Source organism: Anabaena sp. 54 (genome assembly GCF_017355725.1).
Lineage (GTDB): Bacteria > Cyanobacteriota > Cyanobacteriia > Cyanobacteriales > Nostocaceae > Dolichospermum > Dolichospermum heterosporum.
This window is the reverse complement of sequence record NZ_JAAVWA010000037.1, coordinates 1-18,743: the sequence shown is the minus strand read 5'-3', so window position 1 is coordinate 18,743 and position 18,743 is coordinate 1. Positions and strand designations below refer to the sequence as shown.

At 37.4% G+C, this 18,743-nt stretch carries 18 protein-coding genes; 5 read left to right on the top strand and 13 right to left on the bottom strand.

Annotated elements, in window-relative coordinates; translation table 11 throughout:
- The first annotated feature begins 44 nt into the window (after positions 1-44).
- Positions 45-137 carry a cytochrome b6-f complex subunit PetL gene (gene petL / locus HEQ36_RS22730; protein WP_035081422.1) on the top strand — a complete coding sequence of 31 codons (93 nt, stop codon included), beginning with the start codon at positions 45-47 and terminating at the stop codon, positions 135-137.
- Positions 138-299: 162 nt separating this feature from the next.
- Here petL and HEQ36_RS22725 read toward each other — a convergent pair whose 3' ends face one another.
- The 10 genes from HEQ36_RS22725 to bioB form a co-directional block, all read right to left on the bottom strand.
- On the bottom strand, positions 300-719 hold the full coding sequence (locus tag HEQ36_RS22725; protein ID WP_015081509.1) for a type II toxin-antitoxin system VapC family toxin: 420 nt from the start codon (positions 717-719) through the stop codon (positions 300-302).
- Entirely contained in the window at positions 716-985 is a 270-nt protein-coding gene (locus HEQ36_RS22720; RefSeq protein ID WP_039203704.1) for a DUF2281 domain-containing protein, read from the bottom strand. Before HEQ36_RS22720 ends, HEQ36_RS22725 begins: the two co-directional genes overlap by 4 nt.
- Before the next feature lie 235 nt (positions 986-1,220).
- Entirely contained in the window at positions 1,221-1,676 is a 456-nt protein-coding gene (locus tag HEQ36_RS22715; RefSeq protein WP_168636099.1) for a PIN domain-containing protein, read from the bottom strand.
- Between the two features lie 17 nt (positions 1,677-1,693).
- Positions 1,694-2,032 carry a hypothetical protein gene (locus tag HEQ36_RS22710; RefSeq protein ID WP_168636100.1) on the bottom strand — a complete coding sequence of 113 codons (339 nt, stop codon included), beginning with the start codon at positions 2,030-2,032 and terminating at the stop codon, positions 1,694-1,696.
- A gap of 138 nt (positions 2,033-2,170) precedes the next feature.
- The gene (locus HEQ36_RS22705) at positions 2,171-2,332 is read right to left on the bottom strand and encodes a hypothetical protein (protein WP_168636101.1); all 162 of its coding nucleotides are present in this window, start codon (positions 2,330-2,332) and stop codon (positions 2,171-2,173) included.
- Positions 2,333-2,352: 20 nt separating this feature from the next.
- On the bottom strand, positions 2,353-3,441 hold the full coding sequence (locus tag HEQ36_RS22700) for a GUN4 domain-containing protein (RefSeq protein WP_168636102.1): 1,089 nt from the start codon (positions 3,439-3,441) through the stop codon (positions 2,353-2,355).
- 1 nt (position 3,442) lies between these two features.
- A complete protein-coding gene (locus tag HEQ36_RS22695) occupies positions 3,443-3,940 on the bottom strand; it encodes a hypothetical protein (RefSeq protein ID WP_168636103.1) in 498 nt (165 codons plus the stop codon).
- A 297-nt stretch (positions 3,941-4,237) separates the two neighbouring features.
- Positions 4,238-4,606 carry an aspartyl protease gene (locus HEQ36_RS22690; protein ID WP_168636104.1) on the bottom strand — a complete coding sequence of 123 codons (369 nt, stop codon included), beginning with the start codon at positions 4,604-4,606 and terminating at the stop codon, positions 4,238-4,240.
- Positions 4,603-4,920, bottom strand: coding sequence for a hypothetical protein (locus HEQ36_RS22685; protein ID WP_168636105.1), 318 nt, complete (start codon positions 4,918-4,920; stop codon positions 4,603-4,605). Before HEQ36_RS22685 ends, HEQ36_RS22690 begins: the two co-directional genes overlap by 4 nt.
- Before the next feature lie 81 nt (positions 4,921-5,001).
- Positions 5,002-6,003, bottom strand: a complete 1,002-nt coding sequence (gene bioB / locus HEQ36_RS22680) for a biotin synthase BioB (RefSeq protein WP_290708497.1) — start codon at positions 6,001-6,003, stop codon at positions 5,002-5,004.
- Between the two features lie 78 nt (positions 6,004-6,081).
- On the opposite strand from bioB, the gene HEQ36_RS22675 reads away from it, so the two are divergent.
- A complete protein-coding gene (locus tag HEQ36_RS22675) occupies positions 6,082-6,654 on the top strand; it encodes a GNAT family N-acetyltransferase (protein WP_053538909.1) in 573 nt (190 codons plus the stop codon).
- A 361-nt stretch (positions 6,655-7,015) separates the two neighbouring features.
- Here HEQ36_RS22675 and HEQ36_RS22670 read toward each other — a convergent pair whose 3' ends face one another.
- The gene (locus HEQ36_RS22670) at positions 7,016-10,783 is read right to left on the bottom strand and encodes a response regulator (protein ID WP_168636106.1); all 3,768 of its coding nucleotides are present in this window, start codon (positions 10,781-10,783) and stop codon (positions 7,016-7,018) included.
- Between the two features lie 337 nt (positions 10,784-11,120).
- Between HEQ36_RS22670 and opgC the strand changes: the two genes are divergently transcribed.
- From opgC to HEQ36_RS22655, 3 genes are all read left to right on the top strand, one after another.
- Positions 11,121-12,269, top strand: a complete 1,149-nt coding sequence (gene opgC / locus HEQ36_RS22665) for an OpgC domain-containing protein (RefSeq protein ID WP_168636107.1) — start codon at positions 11,121-11,123, stop codon at positions 12,267-12,269.
- 2 nt (positions 12,270-12,271) lie between these two features.
- A complete protein-coding gene (locus HEQ36_RS22660) occupies positions 12,272-13,573 on the top strand; it encodes a DUF3131 domain-containing protein (protein ID WP_168636108.1) in 1,302 nt (433 codons plus the stop codon).
- A 190-nt stretch (positions 13,574-13,763) separates the two neighbouring features.
- Entirely contained in the window at positions 13,764-15,152 is a 1,389-nt protein-coding gene (locus tag HEQ36_RS22655; RefSeq protein ID WP_168636202.1) for a DUF3131 domain-containing protein, read from the top strand.
- Between the two features lie 262 nt (positions 15,153-15,414).
- On the opposite strand, the gene HEQ36_RS22650 is transcribed toward HEQ36_RS22655, so the two are convergent.
- Together HEQ36_RS22650 and HEQ36_RS22645 are read right to left on the bottom strand one after the other, a co-directional pair.
- Positions 15,415-16,872: a hypothetical protein gene (locus HEQ36_RS22650; RefSeq protein WP_168636109.1), complete on the bottom strand. Its 1,458-nt coding sequence runs from the start codon at positions 16,870-16,872 to the stop codon at positions 15,415-15,417.
- A gap of 336 nt (positions 16,873-17,208) precedes the next feature.
- Positions 17,209-18,549 (bottom strand): DUF3131 domain-containing protein, encoded by a 1,341-nt coding sequence (locus HEQ36_RS22645; protein ID WP_290708493.1) that lies wholly within the window; start codon positions 18,547-18,549, stop codon positions 17,209-17,211.
- Positions 18,550-18,743: the final 194 nt, after the last annotated feature.

Genomic DNA, 18,743 nt, shown 5'->3' with positions numbered 1-18,743 from the left:
TTGATGATTGAATAGAAATAAGTAACTAATCTGGAGCAAAACAAATGGCTGTAGTTGAATATATTGTCTTTCTAGGCGTGTTTATGGGTGTAGCTGTAGGCTTGTTATTTGGTCTACGCGGAGCTAAGATCCTCTAATCCTACAATTAGACGCTAATTAAACCCACTTTATGTGGGTTTAGGTATCGGTTTCAATCAGATTATCAAATGTCTATTTATTACTTTGCTGTTTGATTGCAAGTTTTCACCACTTCGATCTCTAACTCAAGTATCCGAGCAATTTGTTCTACAGTTAGTCCCTCATTTAATAAACCAATTCTCAATTATCAGATCCTCAAAATCCTGAAAATCTGCCACATTATTTGTTACTAAAATCAAGTCATTGCAGAAGGCAATACTGGCAATTTGTCCATCAATAAAAGCAGGTGTTTTACCAATTTTCGATAATCTAGCTCTTTCCTGTGCGTGCCATTTTGCAGCTTTGAGATCATAATCAAACACAGGCAAATCTAACACAGAATCTTGAATGTATTTCCATAAAGAATCCTTGCGTTTAGATGCTGGTAAACGCCAACAGCCATAAAGGATTTCATGAACAACAAGACTTGCTACTGCTACTTCTGAACGATAGCGATTTAATTGATCTAAAACCTGAGTATTGGGAATTGGCCGACTCGGTTCTGAGATAATATTAGAGTCTAGTAAAAAGCGAACTGTCATAAATCAATCTCGCGTCCTGGACTACGATCTCTAATATCTGCAAAATCTTCATCTGTAAATTCAATTCCTTCTCTTTCAATTGTTTCTCGAAACCTTAAAACCCCTTCCCAAAAGCTATCTCCTTTATTCTGTAATGGTTTTTCCTGTACTTGTTCTTTTATTTGTGACAGTTTATGTTTGAGAAATTGAATAAAATCTAAAACTTCCTGTTGTTTATCGGTTGGTAACTCTCGCAGGTTTTCTAAAACTGCTTGTTCAATGGTCATTGTTTCACCTCTACTACTAGGCTATAATTCTATTGTAAATGACATCAGCATTAATTTTTAATTTCTCCTCCATTGTTGAGATCAATTCCTAATATTGCCCATTGTTGATTTATCCAATCTGTAGCTGTTGCTTCATCGGTTTCAATGGTTTTTTCTACTCCTATTTTAGCAATTTCTAGAAGTTGTTTGGATTTTAGTTTTAAATCAAAACTTTCCAGAAATAAGAGAAATCTTTTTAATTAATCATTTGCCATTCACGAGCATCTACAAATAAGGATAAATGTTTAACATTGGTAGTAGCAACAATTACTTGATTTCCATTTAATTCTTCTATTTTTGCTTGTGCTGCTAAAATAACATCACCATCAAGAGATTTAGGATCAGCAGTTGGTTTTCCTGTGTTTCTAATTTCTGCCCAAAATTGTGCTGCTAAAAGCATGGTAGCAGTAGTAATAGGCAAGTAAGTAATCGCTTGCTTGAGTTGATCTAAACGTTTAATTCCTTTTGTTTTTCCCGCTCTTAACAGTTCTCGTCTTACTTCATAATCAGCAATTTCTGGTAAAATTATTTGATAACTTTTTAAGGGTAATTCATCTAACCATTCTTTACACTCCTGACAATTAGAATTAGAACTTTTAGGATTTGTTACCATTCCTAAAATATTTGTGTCGAGGAAAATCAATTTATTCATATAAATTCAGCTTAATCTTAAAAAGGATTATCATCAATTTCTTGTTTTTGCCGCAAATATTCCCAAGTTTCCGTTTGTTCTTCTTGTTCTCCTTCTTCTAACCACTCTTTGGTTAATTCTTTGAGTGCTTGATGTTGTTGATTTAAAATTTGTTGTTGTGCGTCTATTTCTAGCTGAGAATGGTTAAAAATCTCAGGTTTAAAAGTAACACTTTCTCGAAATACTCGCATCATTTTTAGTAAATTCGGCCAGTACTCTTTAGGTGTTGCTTGAATTTCTCGTAAAATTTTTATGAGATGATTTTCTTCGGTAGTGTTACTTAATTCTGGTTTATTGATTAAATCAGATTGAGACATAATTATTTATTCCTCATAATGTTGATAAAGCGTAATTAGTCATGGGAATCCTATCTTTATATTATGACAAAATCTGCCGTGATAGTAAGCTGTTAAATTGATCAGGGAAAATATATATAAATATTATACAACAGGAAATTAACTAATGATGCTTTTGATATCAATTCCTAATATTGCCAATTGCTGATTTATCCAATCTGTAGCTGTTGCTTCATCGGTTTCTATCGCTTTTTCTACTCCTATTTTAGCAATTTCTAGAAGTTGTTTGGATTTTTGCTTTAAATCAAAACTTTCGAGCAATTTTGAATTAATATGGGTAACTAAATATTAGGCAGTGAGTTAATAATCTCTACAGCCTTAATTGCTGAAGTGTCTGGCTGAAAACCAAGATGTGAGTTGAGAAGCTTTAAAGGGCCTTTATTAAATTGAGGACAAGCTTCAATACGAGCGAAGATATCTATAATAATTTCCTGATAATCTTCAATTAACACAGGAAGATGACCCTTATGTGCTGAAATATCAAAAGTAAATTCTTCCTCGGAGTCATAAAAAAAGTTGCAGCCATTTGCATCTTTTCCTACCCATCCAACAAGATCGCTGAACTTTCTCCAGATACTTTGATTGAATATACCATCAGGCTTGCCACCAACGCTTAAATAAATTTCTTTTTGGATGCTGAATCCAAATTTACCATTGCTATGTTCTACCCACAATTTGTCAATTTTGTAGAGGTCTGTGCATGGAAAATCTTTTACGTCTTCCTTGGTCAATTGATCCCCCTGAGTTTTACCTACAGCATTGAGCATAAGTTTATAAGTCAGATAATTAGCATTTTCCCAAGCATCTTCCCATTTACTTTCTGATAATAGTTCAGTGAGTTCTCTATAGTCTATGCCTTCTGAGCTAATACTATCTGCATGAGGTGGTTGTTGAGGAGTTTTGGTGAGTGATTTAGGCTGAGTTATTATAGACTGTGACTCTGGGTCTCTTCCAGTAATAGCAGAAATCAGTTTGTTCATTGGGTTAGATTCTTCTTTACGAAAATCACAATACTGATATTTTTGCAATTTTGGAAAAGCATTTTTTACGGTATCTATCATTCCCTCTTGTGTATTCATGAGGATAACTAGGCCTGTTTGAATTTCAGGCTTTTTTCGCAAAACTTTTTTCAAAAAGAAATTGATTTCTTTGTGTTGTATTTTTCCTGTACCATTATTACTAATAAATACAAGGAAAGCTTTAACTTCACTAATACTATCTAGAATTTGTTTTTCCCATTCTTTAAATGGTATTAAGTTATCCTCATCATAAAACGTGTTGATTCCTTGACTTTGCAACCTGCTTTTAATTTTTCCTACCTCTGGCTTGTCTTTGCTATTGTGGCAAATAAAAACATCATATTTTTCCATTTTATTCCTCCACACCTGCAATAATCGCCAACGCCTTCGCATACTGTTCCAAACCACCTCGCAAAGCAGCCAACTCACTTCGCAATTTTGATTCTTCTGACCAACTTACCTCATGTTCCTTGGGACTCACCCCTATAGGTCGTCTTGCTTCCCAAGCCTGTAACACAGGATGCCATTTAGCTAAAAATGGTCTTAACCCATTATTCAGCACCGCAATAGCAATACCCCCGACTGAGTTTTTAGAAGCACCTACATCAGGTCCAGCAGCTTTGAGAACTTCACGGGTAGTTCCGAATAAACTATACAGAGAGTTCAACGCTTCTCGCGCTAACCCCTGGTCAACTTCTAAAGACTGGACAGCAATACGCGTTACCAGTTCCACATACAACGACCAAGCGGCTTTTCGTTCCGTTGTGTCAGCTTCCCATTCCGCAGAACCTATACCAAAGGGAAGACTAATAGATACTTTTTTTAATTTTGCGGGATCATGCTTGGGCATAAAAAGCAACGTTAATAAAATCAGTAATTTGTTAAGGGACTTCCAAATAAAAAAATACTCAACCACCTAACACAAAAATCTCTCAAACCCTTATTCCTCTGTGTCCTCTGCGCCTCTGTGGTTCGTTAATCAGGATAATTTATTTCTTGGAAGTCCCTAAATCTAATTATATTGTCTTTTTAGGCATCCTAGCCCTAAAATTTGGAATAAAGACCAAATATTCTGGCAATTACCACCCAGGGCTATTTCGTTCTAGATACAACCTGCAACCCACTTTATTTTTAATAAAAAAAATAATTAAATTAACTCTAAACTTACCCTATCCTCACCATAATTAGCGACTAAAACAAATAACTTCAACCATCGAGAACCCAGTAAAATTTCCTGTATTTCATCTCCAGCAAATACAGGAACTTCAAACTCTTGACCATCTATAATTACCCTACCATGATAAACATCAAATTCAGTTTCTCCTTGAGCAGTTCTTAATTTATTCTGACGTAAAAAAGGCCAATCAAGACTTTGTACATCTTGTTTATTCATGGCTAAATATTCAGTAAATCCTGTGTCTAACATTGTTTCTACAGGAAAACTGAAATTATCTCCATTAATTAAATCAATGTCCAAATAAATTTGACCTTTATCTCCAAATCTTCCCTCAATCATATTCTGCCACTAACTCCCGTTTCATTAATGCCATAAATATGATGAATCACATGAGGATACTTTTCTCTAGCCATTTTACTAGCTACCTCTTGATCCTGATCAATAAAATAATCCCCGCTATCAGGTTCAATAGCAATATACCAACCATAATATTTATCTAATATTTCTGGTTTTAAACGCTCAAAAATTACCCAACAACGATCAGAAAATGCCTGTCTTCTAGCTCTATCTTCAGCTTTTTGTTCTTGGGTCCACTGAATTTCGGGAAATACTCGACCACGACGGACAACTCTTTGGGGTGTGGATTGTGTCATCTTCATCATCTGCTTAAAGTTCACCCTAAATTCTAGCATATTCGAGTCCTCTCCCAGTCAGGGAGAGGTAATTTTCAACTGTTATATCATCGCTGGAGTTGGTGTTTTTTCCTGCTTTTGGAATGGTGGACGCATTTCCAAACCTAGCAAGTTCAACATTTCTTTATCTGCGTCATAATCAGGACAGGGAGTAGTCACTGTCAACATTTTATTATCATCGCTGGAGAAGATGGAATTTGCACCAGCCATGAAGCATAAAGCCTGTTCTACTTGGGAAAGTCTCGCCCTACCTGCACTCAAACGCACGTCAGATTTAGGCATAATAATTCTAGCAGTCGCAATCATCCGCACCACATCCCAAATGGGGACATCAGGTTGATTTTCTAAAGGTGTACCGGGAACTTGGGAAAGAATATTGATGGGTACAGATTCGGGGTGAGGTTGTAAATTTGAGAGAGTATGTAACATTCCGACTCTATCGCTAATATTTTCCCCTAAACCGAGAATACCGCCCGAACATACGGTAACATTAGTTTGGCGAACATTAGCAATTGTATTCAAGCGATCGCTATAAGTTCGAGTCGTAATCACTGTGCTGTAGTATTCCTCAGAAGTGTCGAGATTATGGTTATAAGCATATAATCCCGCATCCTCTAACCGCTTGGCTTGGTTTTCTGTCAACATTCCCAAGGTACAGCATACCTCTAAACCCATGCCAGTTACGTCCTTAACCATATCCAGAACTTCCTCAAATTGGGAATTATCCCGAACTTCTCGCCAAGCAGCACCCATACAAACGCGACTTACACCGCTTTCTTTAGCTGTTTTGGCAATATTTATGACTGTTTCTTTTTCTAACAGTGCTTCGGGTTTTACCTCGGTTTTGTAGCGGGAAGATTGAGCGCAATAACCGCAATCTTCTGGACAAGCACCAGTTTTAATAGAGATAAGCTTACAAACTTGTATTTGTTGCGGTTGATGATATTGACGATGCACTGTAGCAGCTTGATAAATTAGCTCTAGAAATGGTGTATTATATATTGTCAATATCTCTGTTGGTTGCCAATTGTAGCGTATTCCCACCGTAATTATCCTTTTTGCAGTCTTTTGGTTTAATGTTCAAATTAGTATAGCTGATACAAAATATTTAAATTTGAGTATATGACATCAGAGCCACCAATTCTGACAAGCGATCGCCTAATATTAAGAATGGCAGTGATGGAGGATATTCCCTACATACTCAAATATTTTACGGAAAATAAAGAATATCTTACGCCATTTTATCCTCAATGGGATGAAAATTTTTTTACTGACGATTATTGGGAGTATCAAGTAGAAACGAGTTTCTGGGAATTTGTGAACAACTATTCATTAAAACTATTTATTTATCGGAAACACCAGCCTAGAAAAGTTATGGGAACAGCTAATTTTAGCAGCTTTGTCTATAGTGCTGCTCAATTTTGTCAATTAGGATACAGTTTAGCAGAATCAGCACAAGGTTATGGTTACATGACAGAAGCCTTGTCTATTTCCACTAAGTATGTTTTTCAAGAATTAAATCTGCACCGCATTATGGCTAATTATATGCCCCATAATCGCCGCAGTGGTAATGTTCTTAAAAGGGCTGGTTTTGTAGTTGAAGGATATGCTAGAGATTATTTAATGATTAATGGTAAATGGGAAGATCATATTTTTACAAGTTTAACAAATCCCCACTGGCGATCGCATTTATAATACACCAGATCCCCGACTTCTTGGAGAAGTCGGGGATCTGAAGATAATTATGGAGAAATAAATTATGTCAATATAAATAATCGCGGGGCTATTTTAACCATACATATTTTATCAAATATTTTAAGTTTTAATACGTAGTCATTTAACCTTTATTAAGGGTATTCTTGAAAAGGCTTATACTACATTATGAAGTGCGGAATATCGGATATACAGAACTTCCCGGTGTTATGAGGTACATATCTAGCGGGCAAGATGCCCGCACCACAAGATTTTCATGATTCAACTTTGTACCTCATCAGAGCGGAAAATGCTGTCAGTTACCCCTGACCTCATAACCTTGTAAGAGAACGAAAAAACTTTTTCAGGACTTAGTTAAAAACGCTTGAATCTTGTTTATAAAATCAACTAATTCTAATAACAATTCATAAGCACCAACAAAACTCTGTTTGCGACTGAGTTGTTCTAGTTCTTCTGCAATTTTCTGTATGGCTGTAGTGCCAATATTACCACTAGAACCTTTAAGATGATGAGCTTCTCTGGCCAGTTGAGGAAAGTCATTAACGGCAATTGCGGCTTTAATTCCCTTTACATGAAACAGGCTATCTTCCACAAAAACTTTTAATATTTCTAACTCAAATTCTGGATCATTTTCTGAGATTTGATGTAGATGTTCCCAATCAATTGGTAAATCTGTTAACGGATTATTTGTAATTAAAACTACTGGCTCAGATTCAGGAATAGTCACTACTCGTCCCGCTATAATTCTCGAACTCCAAAGCTCTAATAATGTTGCTAATTTATCCTTAGTAATTGGTTTGCTAAAATAGTCATCCATACCAGCATCTAAACAATTCTGTTGATCCTCCTTCATGGCATTAGCAGTAATAGCAATAACTATAGGTTGTCGATGATTAACAAATGAACTTATTGGCCGAGAACGAATTACTTTTGTAGTTTTTAAACCATCGAGAATTGGCATTTGACAGTCCATCAAAATCAAATCATAGGCAATGTTATCCAACATTTCCAAAACTTCTTGGCCATTGGCTACAATATCAGCTTTATAGCCTAAACTGTCGAGTTGCTTGAGGATAACTTTTTGATTAACTGGATTATCTTCTGCTACCAGCAATTTTAACTTTGATGTTGTAGAATCAGATATCTTTTCATCCAACACAGTTATAGAAGATTGCTCAATTTTAGAAGATTGGAAATTATCTAATTTTGGTTGATTTGCTAAAATATCCATGATAGTATCTAGCAAACGAGAAGGCTTTATTGGTTTAACTAAATAACTAATAAATCCTATGTTGATTGCTTTTTTCCATTCATCCTTTTGATTACTAGAAGTCAATAGAACTAAAGGAATATTGCTAATAGCAGAATTAGCCTTAATTTGTGATCCCAGCGTTAGACCATCTATCGCAGGCATTTGCATATCAATTATAACAATATCATAGGGGTGATTTTCGGCAGCCTTTTGTAAAGCTGCAAGACCAGTATTTGCACAAGCAGCTTCATCTACCCACATTCCCCAATGAGTAGCTTGATGATAAATAATTCTCCGGTTAGTCCCATTATCATCTATTACTAACAACCGCTTATTAGTCAATATATTAAGGTCTAAAATCTGAGAAGAAGGCTGGATTTGTTTCATAAAAGGTAGCTCAAACCAAAATTGAGATCCTTTACCCATCTGACTTTTTACGCCAATTTTTCCTCCCATTAAACTTACTAATTGTTGACAAATTGCTAATCCCAAACCTGTGCCACCATATTGACGGGTAATAGAAGCATCAACTTGGCTAAATGCTTGAAAAAGTTTGTTTTGATCTTGAAGACTAATACCAATTCCTGTATCTATAACAGTAAAATTGAGAATAACTAGATCCTGAGTTTCTGACTTCAATTCTACTTCTAATAATACCTCTCCTTCCCTGGTAAATTTAATAGCATTACCAATTAGATTCATGATAATTTGTCGTAATCGGCCAACATCTCCCCTCAGATATTTATAAATATTCTGTTGTACCAGTGTGGCAATTTCTAGTCCTTTTTGATGTGCTTGAGGAGCTAATAAATCTAGCACTTCTTCCAGACAATTGCAAAGATCGAAATCTATGCTTTCGATGATCATTTCTCCAGCTTCAAGTTTGGATAAGTCTAAAATCTCGTTAATCAGAGATAAAAGAGCATCACCACTCACGCGAACTATTTCTAAAAAATCTCTTTGTTCTGGGTTGAGAGGAGTTTCTAATAATAAACCAGTCATGCCCAAAATGCCATTCATGGGAGTGCGAATTTCATGACTCATATTCGCTAAAAAACTACTTTTGGATAGAGATGCTAACTCAGCTTGACGACGAGCAATTTCCAGTTCTCGTCTTTGTAGAATTTCCGCTTGCAGTAATTTAGCTTGAGCTAAAGCAATACCTATTTGATCAGATAAAGATTTGAGAAATTCTATTTCCCAGTTAGTCCATTGACGGGGTTGGGTACAATGATGAGCAATTAGTAAACCCCAAAATTCATCTTTGAGAAAAATAGGAACAACCAGGTTAGCTTTGACATTAAACTTTTGTAATAGTTCGATATGACAAGGCCGAATGTTAGCTTTCTCAATATCATTAATCACACCAATCCATCCTTGGGTATATTTCTCGATGTAATTTTTTGTCAAACAAGGCTCAACAATATTTGCCCCCATAACAACTGGAATACCGGGAATTAATGCTTCTTTCCGCGCTGTTAAAGAGCCATCGGCCAACAACTCTAGAATCACTACACGGTCAGTTTTCAACAGTTTTTGTACTTCAGTAACACTCGTTTGCAGAATATCATCTATCTGTAAAGAACCGCGGATTTTTAAAGTAATATCAGCTAATAATTGCGATCGCAAGTTGAAGTATTTTAGTTCTTCCTCGGCTTCTTTGCGTTTACTGATATCACGGCCTACACAAATGAATCCGCCATCTTTCAACTTTGTCAGAGACATTTCTGCGGCAAAGTTACTGCTATCTTTTCTCTGAGCAATTGTTTCTCCATGCCAGTAACCTTGTTTCATTAGTTCAGGGAATATCTTTTTTTCAAACAATTTAACCTGCTCTTGTTCATAAACTTCTTGCCATTTTTTTCCTAGCAATTCCGTGGCATCACTATAGCCAAATATATTCACATAAGAGCTATTTAGATAAAGATAATTACCCTGTTTATCAACAATACTAATGCCATCACTCGCCGCTTCTACTGCTGCTAATTGCTGTTTTAGAGACTCTTCAGCTTGTTTGCGTTCAGTGATATCTATGCCGGTACAAACAATAAATTCAATTTCACCATTTTCATTTAAAACCGTTCTATTTGACCAATTAATTAGCCGCAGATTTCCGTCTTTTATTCGCCAATAGTTTTCATATTCTTTTAACCCTTTACTTGATTTAATTTTTTCAAAAATAGATCGCACCGTTCGACGGCGTTTCGGTTCTGTAAATACGCTCCAAAAGCATTGATTTCTAACTTCATTGTAAGAATAACCCGTGGTTTCTTCACAAGCTCGATTAAATCCAATAATTTCCCCTTCTGGGTTAAGAACTATCACTAAAGCATTAACTGTATCTAATACCGTTGAGAGGAGCAAACTATCTAAATTACGTCGCCATTCTAATTGTTTCATGACTTGGCGACCTAAAATATTTAATGCCTCTATCTGTTGTGATGCGAGTTGTCTTGGTATGTCATCAAGAACACAAAGCGCTCCCAAGCCATAACCTTCATCATTAATTAGGGGTATGCCCGCATAAAAACGGATATTGGGATCTGATGTCACCAAAGGGTTATTCACAAATCTTGGATCTAAAGTAGCATCGGGAATGATCATGGGATCTGGTTGCTGGATAGCATGATTGCAAAAACCAATACTACGGGGTGTTTCTGATGCTTCTAGCCCAATTTTAGATTTAAACCATTGGCGGTCCGTATCAACTAAGGTCATTACGGCCATGGGAGTTGCACAAATAAAAGAAGCTAAACGGGTAATATCATCAAACTCCCGTTCGGACTGAGTATCAAGAATTCTGTATTGTAAAAGTGCTTCAATTCTTCCGGCTTCGTCATTGCGTAATAAGGCTTTCATATTTAAAATTTACCCCTAGTTAAAAGTGTTGTGATTTTGGCTATCTTGAGTATGTAGACGTAAAAACACCAAAATATGTAATCATACATAAGTAAATTAAATGATATGGTATTTTACTTATCCATCACTCACCTACTGGTAGCGAAGCGCTGCTGCAAGCAGATCAGAAAATTCAGGATTTTTAGACTTTATTTCTGGCTTTAGGGTATTATCTTATCAGTAATTCTCATTCGATGCGTACTCCATTACAGAGAAGAGTTGAAAACCTACGAAAAAATATTTAGTTAGTTCCTGTTCTAGAACCAAGTAGTTAAATAACCGAAAGTAACCATATCTTGTGCATAACAATACAATTACAACAAATAATCCTCCTGTATCCTGGCGCTATGATCCCACGCTCTACGGAAACCGAGATCTAAGGATTGATTTTCTCCGGGGCATTGCCATTGTTTCCATGGTATTCAATCATTTAGAAAGTTCTTCTTATTTCAGTGCTATCAACAGGGGACATATTTACGCTAGTGCAGCCGAAGGCTTCGTATTTCTCTCTGGACTAGTATTAGGAATGGTGACATTAGGACGTATCAATAAAGTTGGCTTTTCCGAAGCCATGAAAAAACTGTTAGAGCGTTCTGGAAAACTTTATCTCACCAGTTTCATTTTAATGTCTGTCCTGGGTTTATTAAGTATAATTGCCCCCGGTTGGACCCGTCCGGCTTTTGATTTTGCGCCTGGGACTTGGTGGCAAATATTACTAGCGGCAGCTACATTCCATTTAGCACCACCTGTCATTGACATTTTGCAACTGTATGTATTGCTGTTGCTGTTTTCCCCAGCCATTTTCTGGATGTTAAGGAAAGGCTTTTGGTTGCCTGTTTTGGCTATTTCCTGGACATTTTGGAGTATCCAACAATTACATCCTTATGCCTTGAGTTTCCATCCTTTAGACAGAGAACATCCTTACTTTGCCTTAGCTGGTTGGCAAATTTTATATGTGCATGGCGTATTAGCAGGTTATTATCGTCAAAAACTACAAGAATTATGGGGAAAAATCCCGAAAATCCCCCTAGTTATAGGCTTGGTATTAATCGTCATTGGCTCAATTACAACCGCACATTATGATATTCAGCTTGGTGTTTGGCCAGCCAAATTCTCAGATAGAGTTGCTTGGTTAGCATGGACAGACCGCAGTCGGGTGGGTTTTTTGCGTTTAATTAATCACATCGGTTTTTTCCCTTTGCTGTATATCATTGTGGATACATTTTGGCAACCGTTAAATAAAATTCTGGGGAAACTGTTGATTAGTTTGGGTCAAAACTCCTTGTACGTCTATATTGTTCACGTTCCAGTCACAGTAATTTGGTTTTTAATTCCGGCTTTAGTTGATGGTAATCCCATAGTCACTACTATCGCTCAGGCTGTAGCTGTGGGCTGCTTCTGGTGGCTGGTGAAAAAAGAAGTGTTGTTTAATATTATCCCCCGCTAACCATGACACAAGATACAACTATCAATCCTACTCCAATCCAACCTAGTTTATTAAAACAAACTATTATCGCTGCGGCGATCGCTTTAGTTGGTTTTGGATTGCATAAAGGAATACAATGGCGTGAGACTAACATTCTCCCAATTCCAGTGACTTCCGTTAGTCAAAATCGGCTGAATGCAGAAGATATACAATTAGCCCGTACAGCTTGGCGCTATTTCCAGAAAAATCGTTTATCCACGGGTTTAGTTTCTTCCGCTGCGGACTTTCCCAGTACAACCATGTGGGACGTGGGTAGTCAGTTAGCTGGTATGGTAGCAGCACGGGAATTAGGCTTGCTCAAGCCGGCAGAATTTGATCAATGGATAGAGGAAATATTGGCCACCCTAGCCAAAATACCTTTGTACCGGAATGAGTTACCAAACAAAGCCTATAACGCGAAAACTTTAATCCCGGTTAACTACGGCAAGTTGGCAGAACCTGAAGAAATTGGGTTTTCGGCCATTGATTTAGCGCGACTGGTGCAATGGCTAGATATAATCGAAACTCGATACCCCAAACACGCTGCGGCCAGTAAAGCCGTCACGGCTCGTTGGCAGTTAAAGCGGTTACTGAAGAATGGACAGCTAATGGGGACAGGGATTAAAAATGGTAAGGAAACCTGGAACCAAGAAGGACGGCTAGGTTATGAACAATATGCAGCCTATAGATTACAAAAAATTGGGATTGTAGCCCCCAAAGCACTCGATACCAAAGCCGAAACTCAGTTTGTCAATGTTATGGGTGTGGAAGTACCAGCGGATAAACGCACCACCTATCATAATTATGTCACTAGTGAACCCTATATTTTGGATGGGTTGGAAAGTGGTTTTCAGGCTTTACCTGCGGAATATGCAGCTAAGTTACTCCAAGTCCAACAACGTCGCTATCAAGCTACCAATCAACTCACAGCCTGGTCTGAGGATAATTTAGATCGGGAGCCTTGGTTTGTCTACAATTGTATTTTTGTCAATGGTCAACCCTGGAAAAGTATAGACTCATCTGGTAAAGATGCCTTTGTTTATCGGGGTAGTAGTGTTAAAGCCGCAATAGGCTGGAATATGCTTTTTCAAACTCCCTATACAGAAAGACTTCATAAGGGTATGCGCTGGCTGGCTGATCCAAGTCGTGGCGTTTTTGCAGGTTTTTATGAAGAAACTCAAGAACCAAATCGAGCCTTAACCGTGAATACCAACGGCATAGTGTTAGAAGCAATACTATATCGTCGTGTGGGCAAACCGTTGACAGTTTGGGCTAAAGAACCCTAATCATCTCCTATCTATCCTGGATAGGGCTTACGCACGAGTCACGGAATATACAAACAACTCCAGGCACAGAGAAAGGGACTTAGTGCGAACGACCGTTCGCCCCTACTGAGAGATATTTTGCGTAAGTCCTGACTTAAAAAAACTAGATAAGAAAAAACTTTCAATTATATTACCAATTACCAATTCCATGATGAATTCTGATTTTGAGCCACCATCAAAAAAACTATCTTTTCTTGCTACCTTTGGCGGAGTTATAACCGCTGTAATTGCAATTATAGGTTTCAATTCTTTGTCAAAGAATTTAACTATAAATACTGATAATATTAGCAAGCTGAATACTAAATTAACAATTGTCGCAGGTAAACCCATTGCCGCTACCGAATTGACAACCGCCAAAAGACCCTATATTGCGCCCGGAAGTGGGACATTAACTACAGAGGAAACTGCAATGGCGCGTCAAGCTTGGTTATACTTCCAACGTAATTGGAACGATAAAACTGGCTTGGTTAACTCTGTAAATAATTTTGCCTCTGTTACTATGTGGGACCAAGCCGCTGCTATGGCTGCTTTGGTCAGTGCTAAAGAACTTAATATCATTACGGTAGAAGAGTTTGAGAGCAAAATGAGTCAGATGTTAAAAACTCTAGCGTCTATGCCTTTGTATAAGGGAGAATTACCGAATAAAGTCTATAATTCAAAAACATTGATACCTGTAAATTATGGTCAATTAGATAAACGAGAAGAAATTGGTTGGTCTGCTTTGGATTTAGGACGTTTAGCTATATGGCTGAATATTGTGGGTACAAAATATCCCAAAATGCGATCGCAAACAGAAGCCGTTTGGAAACATTGGCAAATCAAGCGCTTGGTCAAAAACGGGCAAATGTACGGTACTTCTGTTATTGCTGGTGAAGAACAGTATAACCAAGAAGGGCGTTTAGGTTATGAAAATTACGGAGCTTATGGGTTAAAACTCTGGGGTTTAAATGTTAAAAAAGCTTTAGATTACACATCTAATACAGACTTTGTAGACCTCTATGGACAGGGTGTTCCTTATGATAGACGGGATTATCAGAATTCAGGTGCAAATAATTATGTTCTCAGCGAGCCTTATATTTTAGATGGCATTGAAACCGGATTTCAAGCTTTACCTAAAGCATTCTCAGACCGAATTTTAGCTGCACAAGAAGCTCGTTATCAAAGAACTAAATTTTTAACTGCTGTCACGGAAGATAATTTAGATCGCGCTCCTTACTTTGTTTATAGTAGTTTATTTGTGAATGGACAACCTTGGGCAACCATCACAGGAACAGGAAAAAAATATGATGATCTACGTTTTCTCAGTGCTAAAGCCGCAGTAGGTTGGCACGTCTTGTATAATACTGATTACACAGGCAAATTATTTAATTTTGTGCAAACTCAACTCAAATCTGATCAAGGTTGGTACAACGGGTTTTATGAGTCTTTAAATCAGCCAAATAAAGCTCTTACTGCCAATAATAATGGTGTAATTTTAGAAAGTTTGCTGTATAAAAAAGTTGGTAAACCTCTCACTGTTTGGGCTGGAATAAAAGAGTAAAGGAAAAGGTTATTTTGATGCTGTGAAATTCGATAATTTATGATTTCAATTTCCCTGCTTTTACAAAAAAAGGGAACAGGGAACAGGGAACAGATAAGAAACACTCATTTGCACCAGTTTAAAGCTCAGTCAAAAAAAAGATGTTTTTAAAAGATGCGTAGCACGAAAAAAACAGTGTCATTATTTCAATCTCATGTTTAAAAACATGAGTTTTACTGTTTACTCTACTTTTGAAATATTGAATGATCAGTCAAAAAACAGGTCAAAATTTTATCTGTAATTGGCCTGTTAATATCTGATTATTGTACAGACTTTCCCCAGTCATGAGATTGTGAGACTTACCTAAACTATAACCTAAGTCTAAGCCTATATTTGCTGACATTTTGACTGTACAGCGAGTTTGATAGCCAGTACCTCCACTTTTATCACCGTTAACTCTTTGTCTTCCCAAGGTGGTATTTAAGCGACAATTTAAAAAAGGAAAAATGTTTTTTCCCCATCCGATTTCACCGTTATAAACTAGAGAAGATACTGGAGAAAAATAGCCACTACTCTCTTGATTATCGCTTGCATACTTCCAAGCGAAAACATTACCAGCAAACCAAAATTCACCCCACTTATGTTCCAAGCGATTAAAAATCTGTTGTTCAAAATTACCATCATTATATAAACCCACACGATAAGAGCCAAAAAAGCTAGTATTAGGGTCAATTTGCCAAAAAGTATTGAAACCAGAGCGTGTAGCTGTAATTTGATTTTCCAGTGTTTTCACACTAGTTTTATAAGGACCTTGTTCTACGACTGCTGATAAAAATAAACCTGACTTGATGCTATAATCTGGATTGAGTTTAACAGCAATTGGTCTATCTATCTGAGCATTGAAATTGAGAGCCATTGGTAAGCGATTAAATAGATCAATTCCTGCTCCTAATTTTATAGTATATTTACCTGTTTTGCCTTCCCATCCCAACTGAAGGGGAATATTAGTAAGAGATGCAAATTTCGGTTGACTCAACTTATTAAAGGCAGTTTTTAATTTAATTTTCTCTCCATTGAATAACCGAAATTGAAACACTGGTTCAATAGTTTGGCTTTCCTGCTGGGAACTATTCATGTCCCTACGAAACCCTGTTTGGATACTTTCCAAAATAAATGCTGGCCGCACAGGTGTAGTAGAAGTTGGTTGTGAAGTTGGTTGTACTGTAGAAGTTGGTTGTGAAGTTGGTTGTGCTGTAGAAGTTGGTTGTGAAGTTGGTTGTACTGTAGAAGTTGGTTGTACTGTAGAAGTTGGTTGTGCTTGCAGAGGAGATACTCGTTGGGAAGTTAACCTTAGCTGAGGATTGAAGTTTTCAGGTGCAGCAATTAATATTGGTATTGAATGCAAGTTCTGAGGAAGAAAGCCGCTGTCAAAAACTGTGTTTAAGTTTTCTGAAATACCAAAATTTGTAATTTGTGCGGTTAATTCTGGAAATGAGTTCGAGTTTTCATCTAGTGGGAAAAAAACAGAGGAATCTGTTTCTCTAATATCTCCGTTATTTTGGCGTGAATTTGGTAAATTATCAACCACAGGGACGGGTTTTATTAAAAGTGAGACTGAATCCCAATTTTCATCTAGTTCGATAGGAGCAGCAGATACAGACTTAATACCGAAACTAGTGATGATACTTATTGGAAAAAATAAATATAGTATTCGTTGTAGCAAGTTCAGTGAGAGTAACATCTTACAAAATAGTTACGTATGGAAATAGAATGAATATTTTCACATTAGTACCTTTACCAATTTACCAGGGTGAGTTAATGTATCCAAGACTTACAGAAGATATGGCTGATAGCTTGTGTGTCCTAACCATAAACCTTATTTTTAGGCAGCAGTAATTAATATAGCAATATCTCGGAAGAGATTACCGCTATTTTCCTGCTGTTTTGCGTAAATCCTATATAATATATTTTATATCAGTATTTATGAATCTGGACTGGTAAGTTAGGTTCATCTGGTGGACTCATGATCATTTATCTCTTCTTTGATAGCGACATCAAGTATCTAACCATGCAAAAGTTAATTCATACCATCTTTAACAGTAATCCAGTAATGTTCAGTGCCATTACTCACAAATTGTGTTTTTTGAGTAGAAGTATTCGGTAGACCCCGACCAGAATTACCATCAGCTACTGCTCGCCACCAGGGTGATTTCATATCCGTATTAGGACGGAGGAGGGGTTGTTGCTTTGTTGCTGTATACAGTAAAGATTGTAGAATCATACTGTTAGTGCTACTAGTAGAACCAAGAGCAGTTTTACCTGTTTTTTCATAAAAACCTTCATAAAAGCCCAGCAAAGGGTTATATAAGTCCGTTGTTGCCTTGATTAATTCCTGAGTATAGCTATCCTTAGGCAGTAAGGCATAATAGGCAAATGCCACAGCCGAACTGACTAATCTTCCCTCTGGTAGTAGTTTACCATCATCATCTAAGGCTGCCCAAGGCTGATTTTGACCAATAATCGAACTGTGGACGGTGTAAGGTTGACGCTCAATGAGAGTAGTAGCTGAGGCTGTAAGAGTCTCAGTCTTAAGGTAGCGTTGGGCTTGAGCTTGATATACTGCTGTAAAGAGCGATCGCATTTTTGGATCTAAACCAAACTCTAGAGCATACAGCAGAAAAGGATTACTAACGGTATATTGATTAACCTTTGATTTTGTATCTTTACGAAGCCGTTCAATGGGGACTTCTACCCCCTCCACTGATGTTGTTTTATATTCACCACCCACAGCAGATTTATCAACATTAAATCCCCACAATTGAAAACCTCTAGCAGCATATTCTTCATAACCCAAACGGGTTTCAGGATTAATTCTGGGGACTAACCGCCCACTTTTATCTTTGGTGACATTGGCACTAGAAAGAATACCTTCCCGCACAACCCGCAAGTATGACCAATCGAGAGCAATTTGATCAACAACTTCCGTATATTCGGGGTGATCTGTTTTTAAATTATAAAGGGCTGCTAATAGTCTTCCCACATCTAAAGACGACCAGCCAGTACCTTCTGGAACTGGATTACCACCATAATCTACTGGTTGCAATGTTCGCGGATCATAACCCCGACTCGGTAATTCCCCTGCATACAGCGGTATCTGCGCTAAAGCACTCAACAACTGTCGAATGCGTTGATCAAATTCCTTGGGAGAAATTATATCCATTGCCCATGCTGCATTGAGCGCTGTTAGATAATCTCCTAATCCCCACAATGTTGAACCCTTAACATCAGAGCGATCGCTCACCAATCCTGTGCTAGGCTGAGAATTAGCGGAGAAATAGTTCCAGGCCGCTTGAGCATAGCGTCTTTGGACAACTGTTAACGGTTTAGGTAATGGTTTAGCTGGCTGCGGGACACCCAAGGATGGAATAGGTTTAACTATCAGCGGAGGTGGGTTAGTCGCTGTATTAGTCTTAGCAGGTGTAACATTTATGGGAATAGGACTTTGGGCTGGAGTCGGCGAATTTGCAGCAGGTGATTTAGAATCTGAGGGTTTAGAATCTGAGGGTTTAGAATCTGAGGGTTTAGAATCTGAGGGTTTAGAATCTGAGGGTT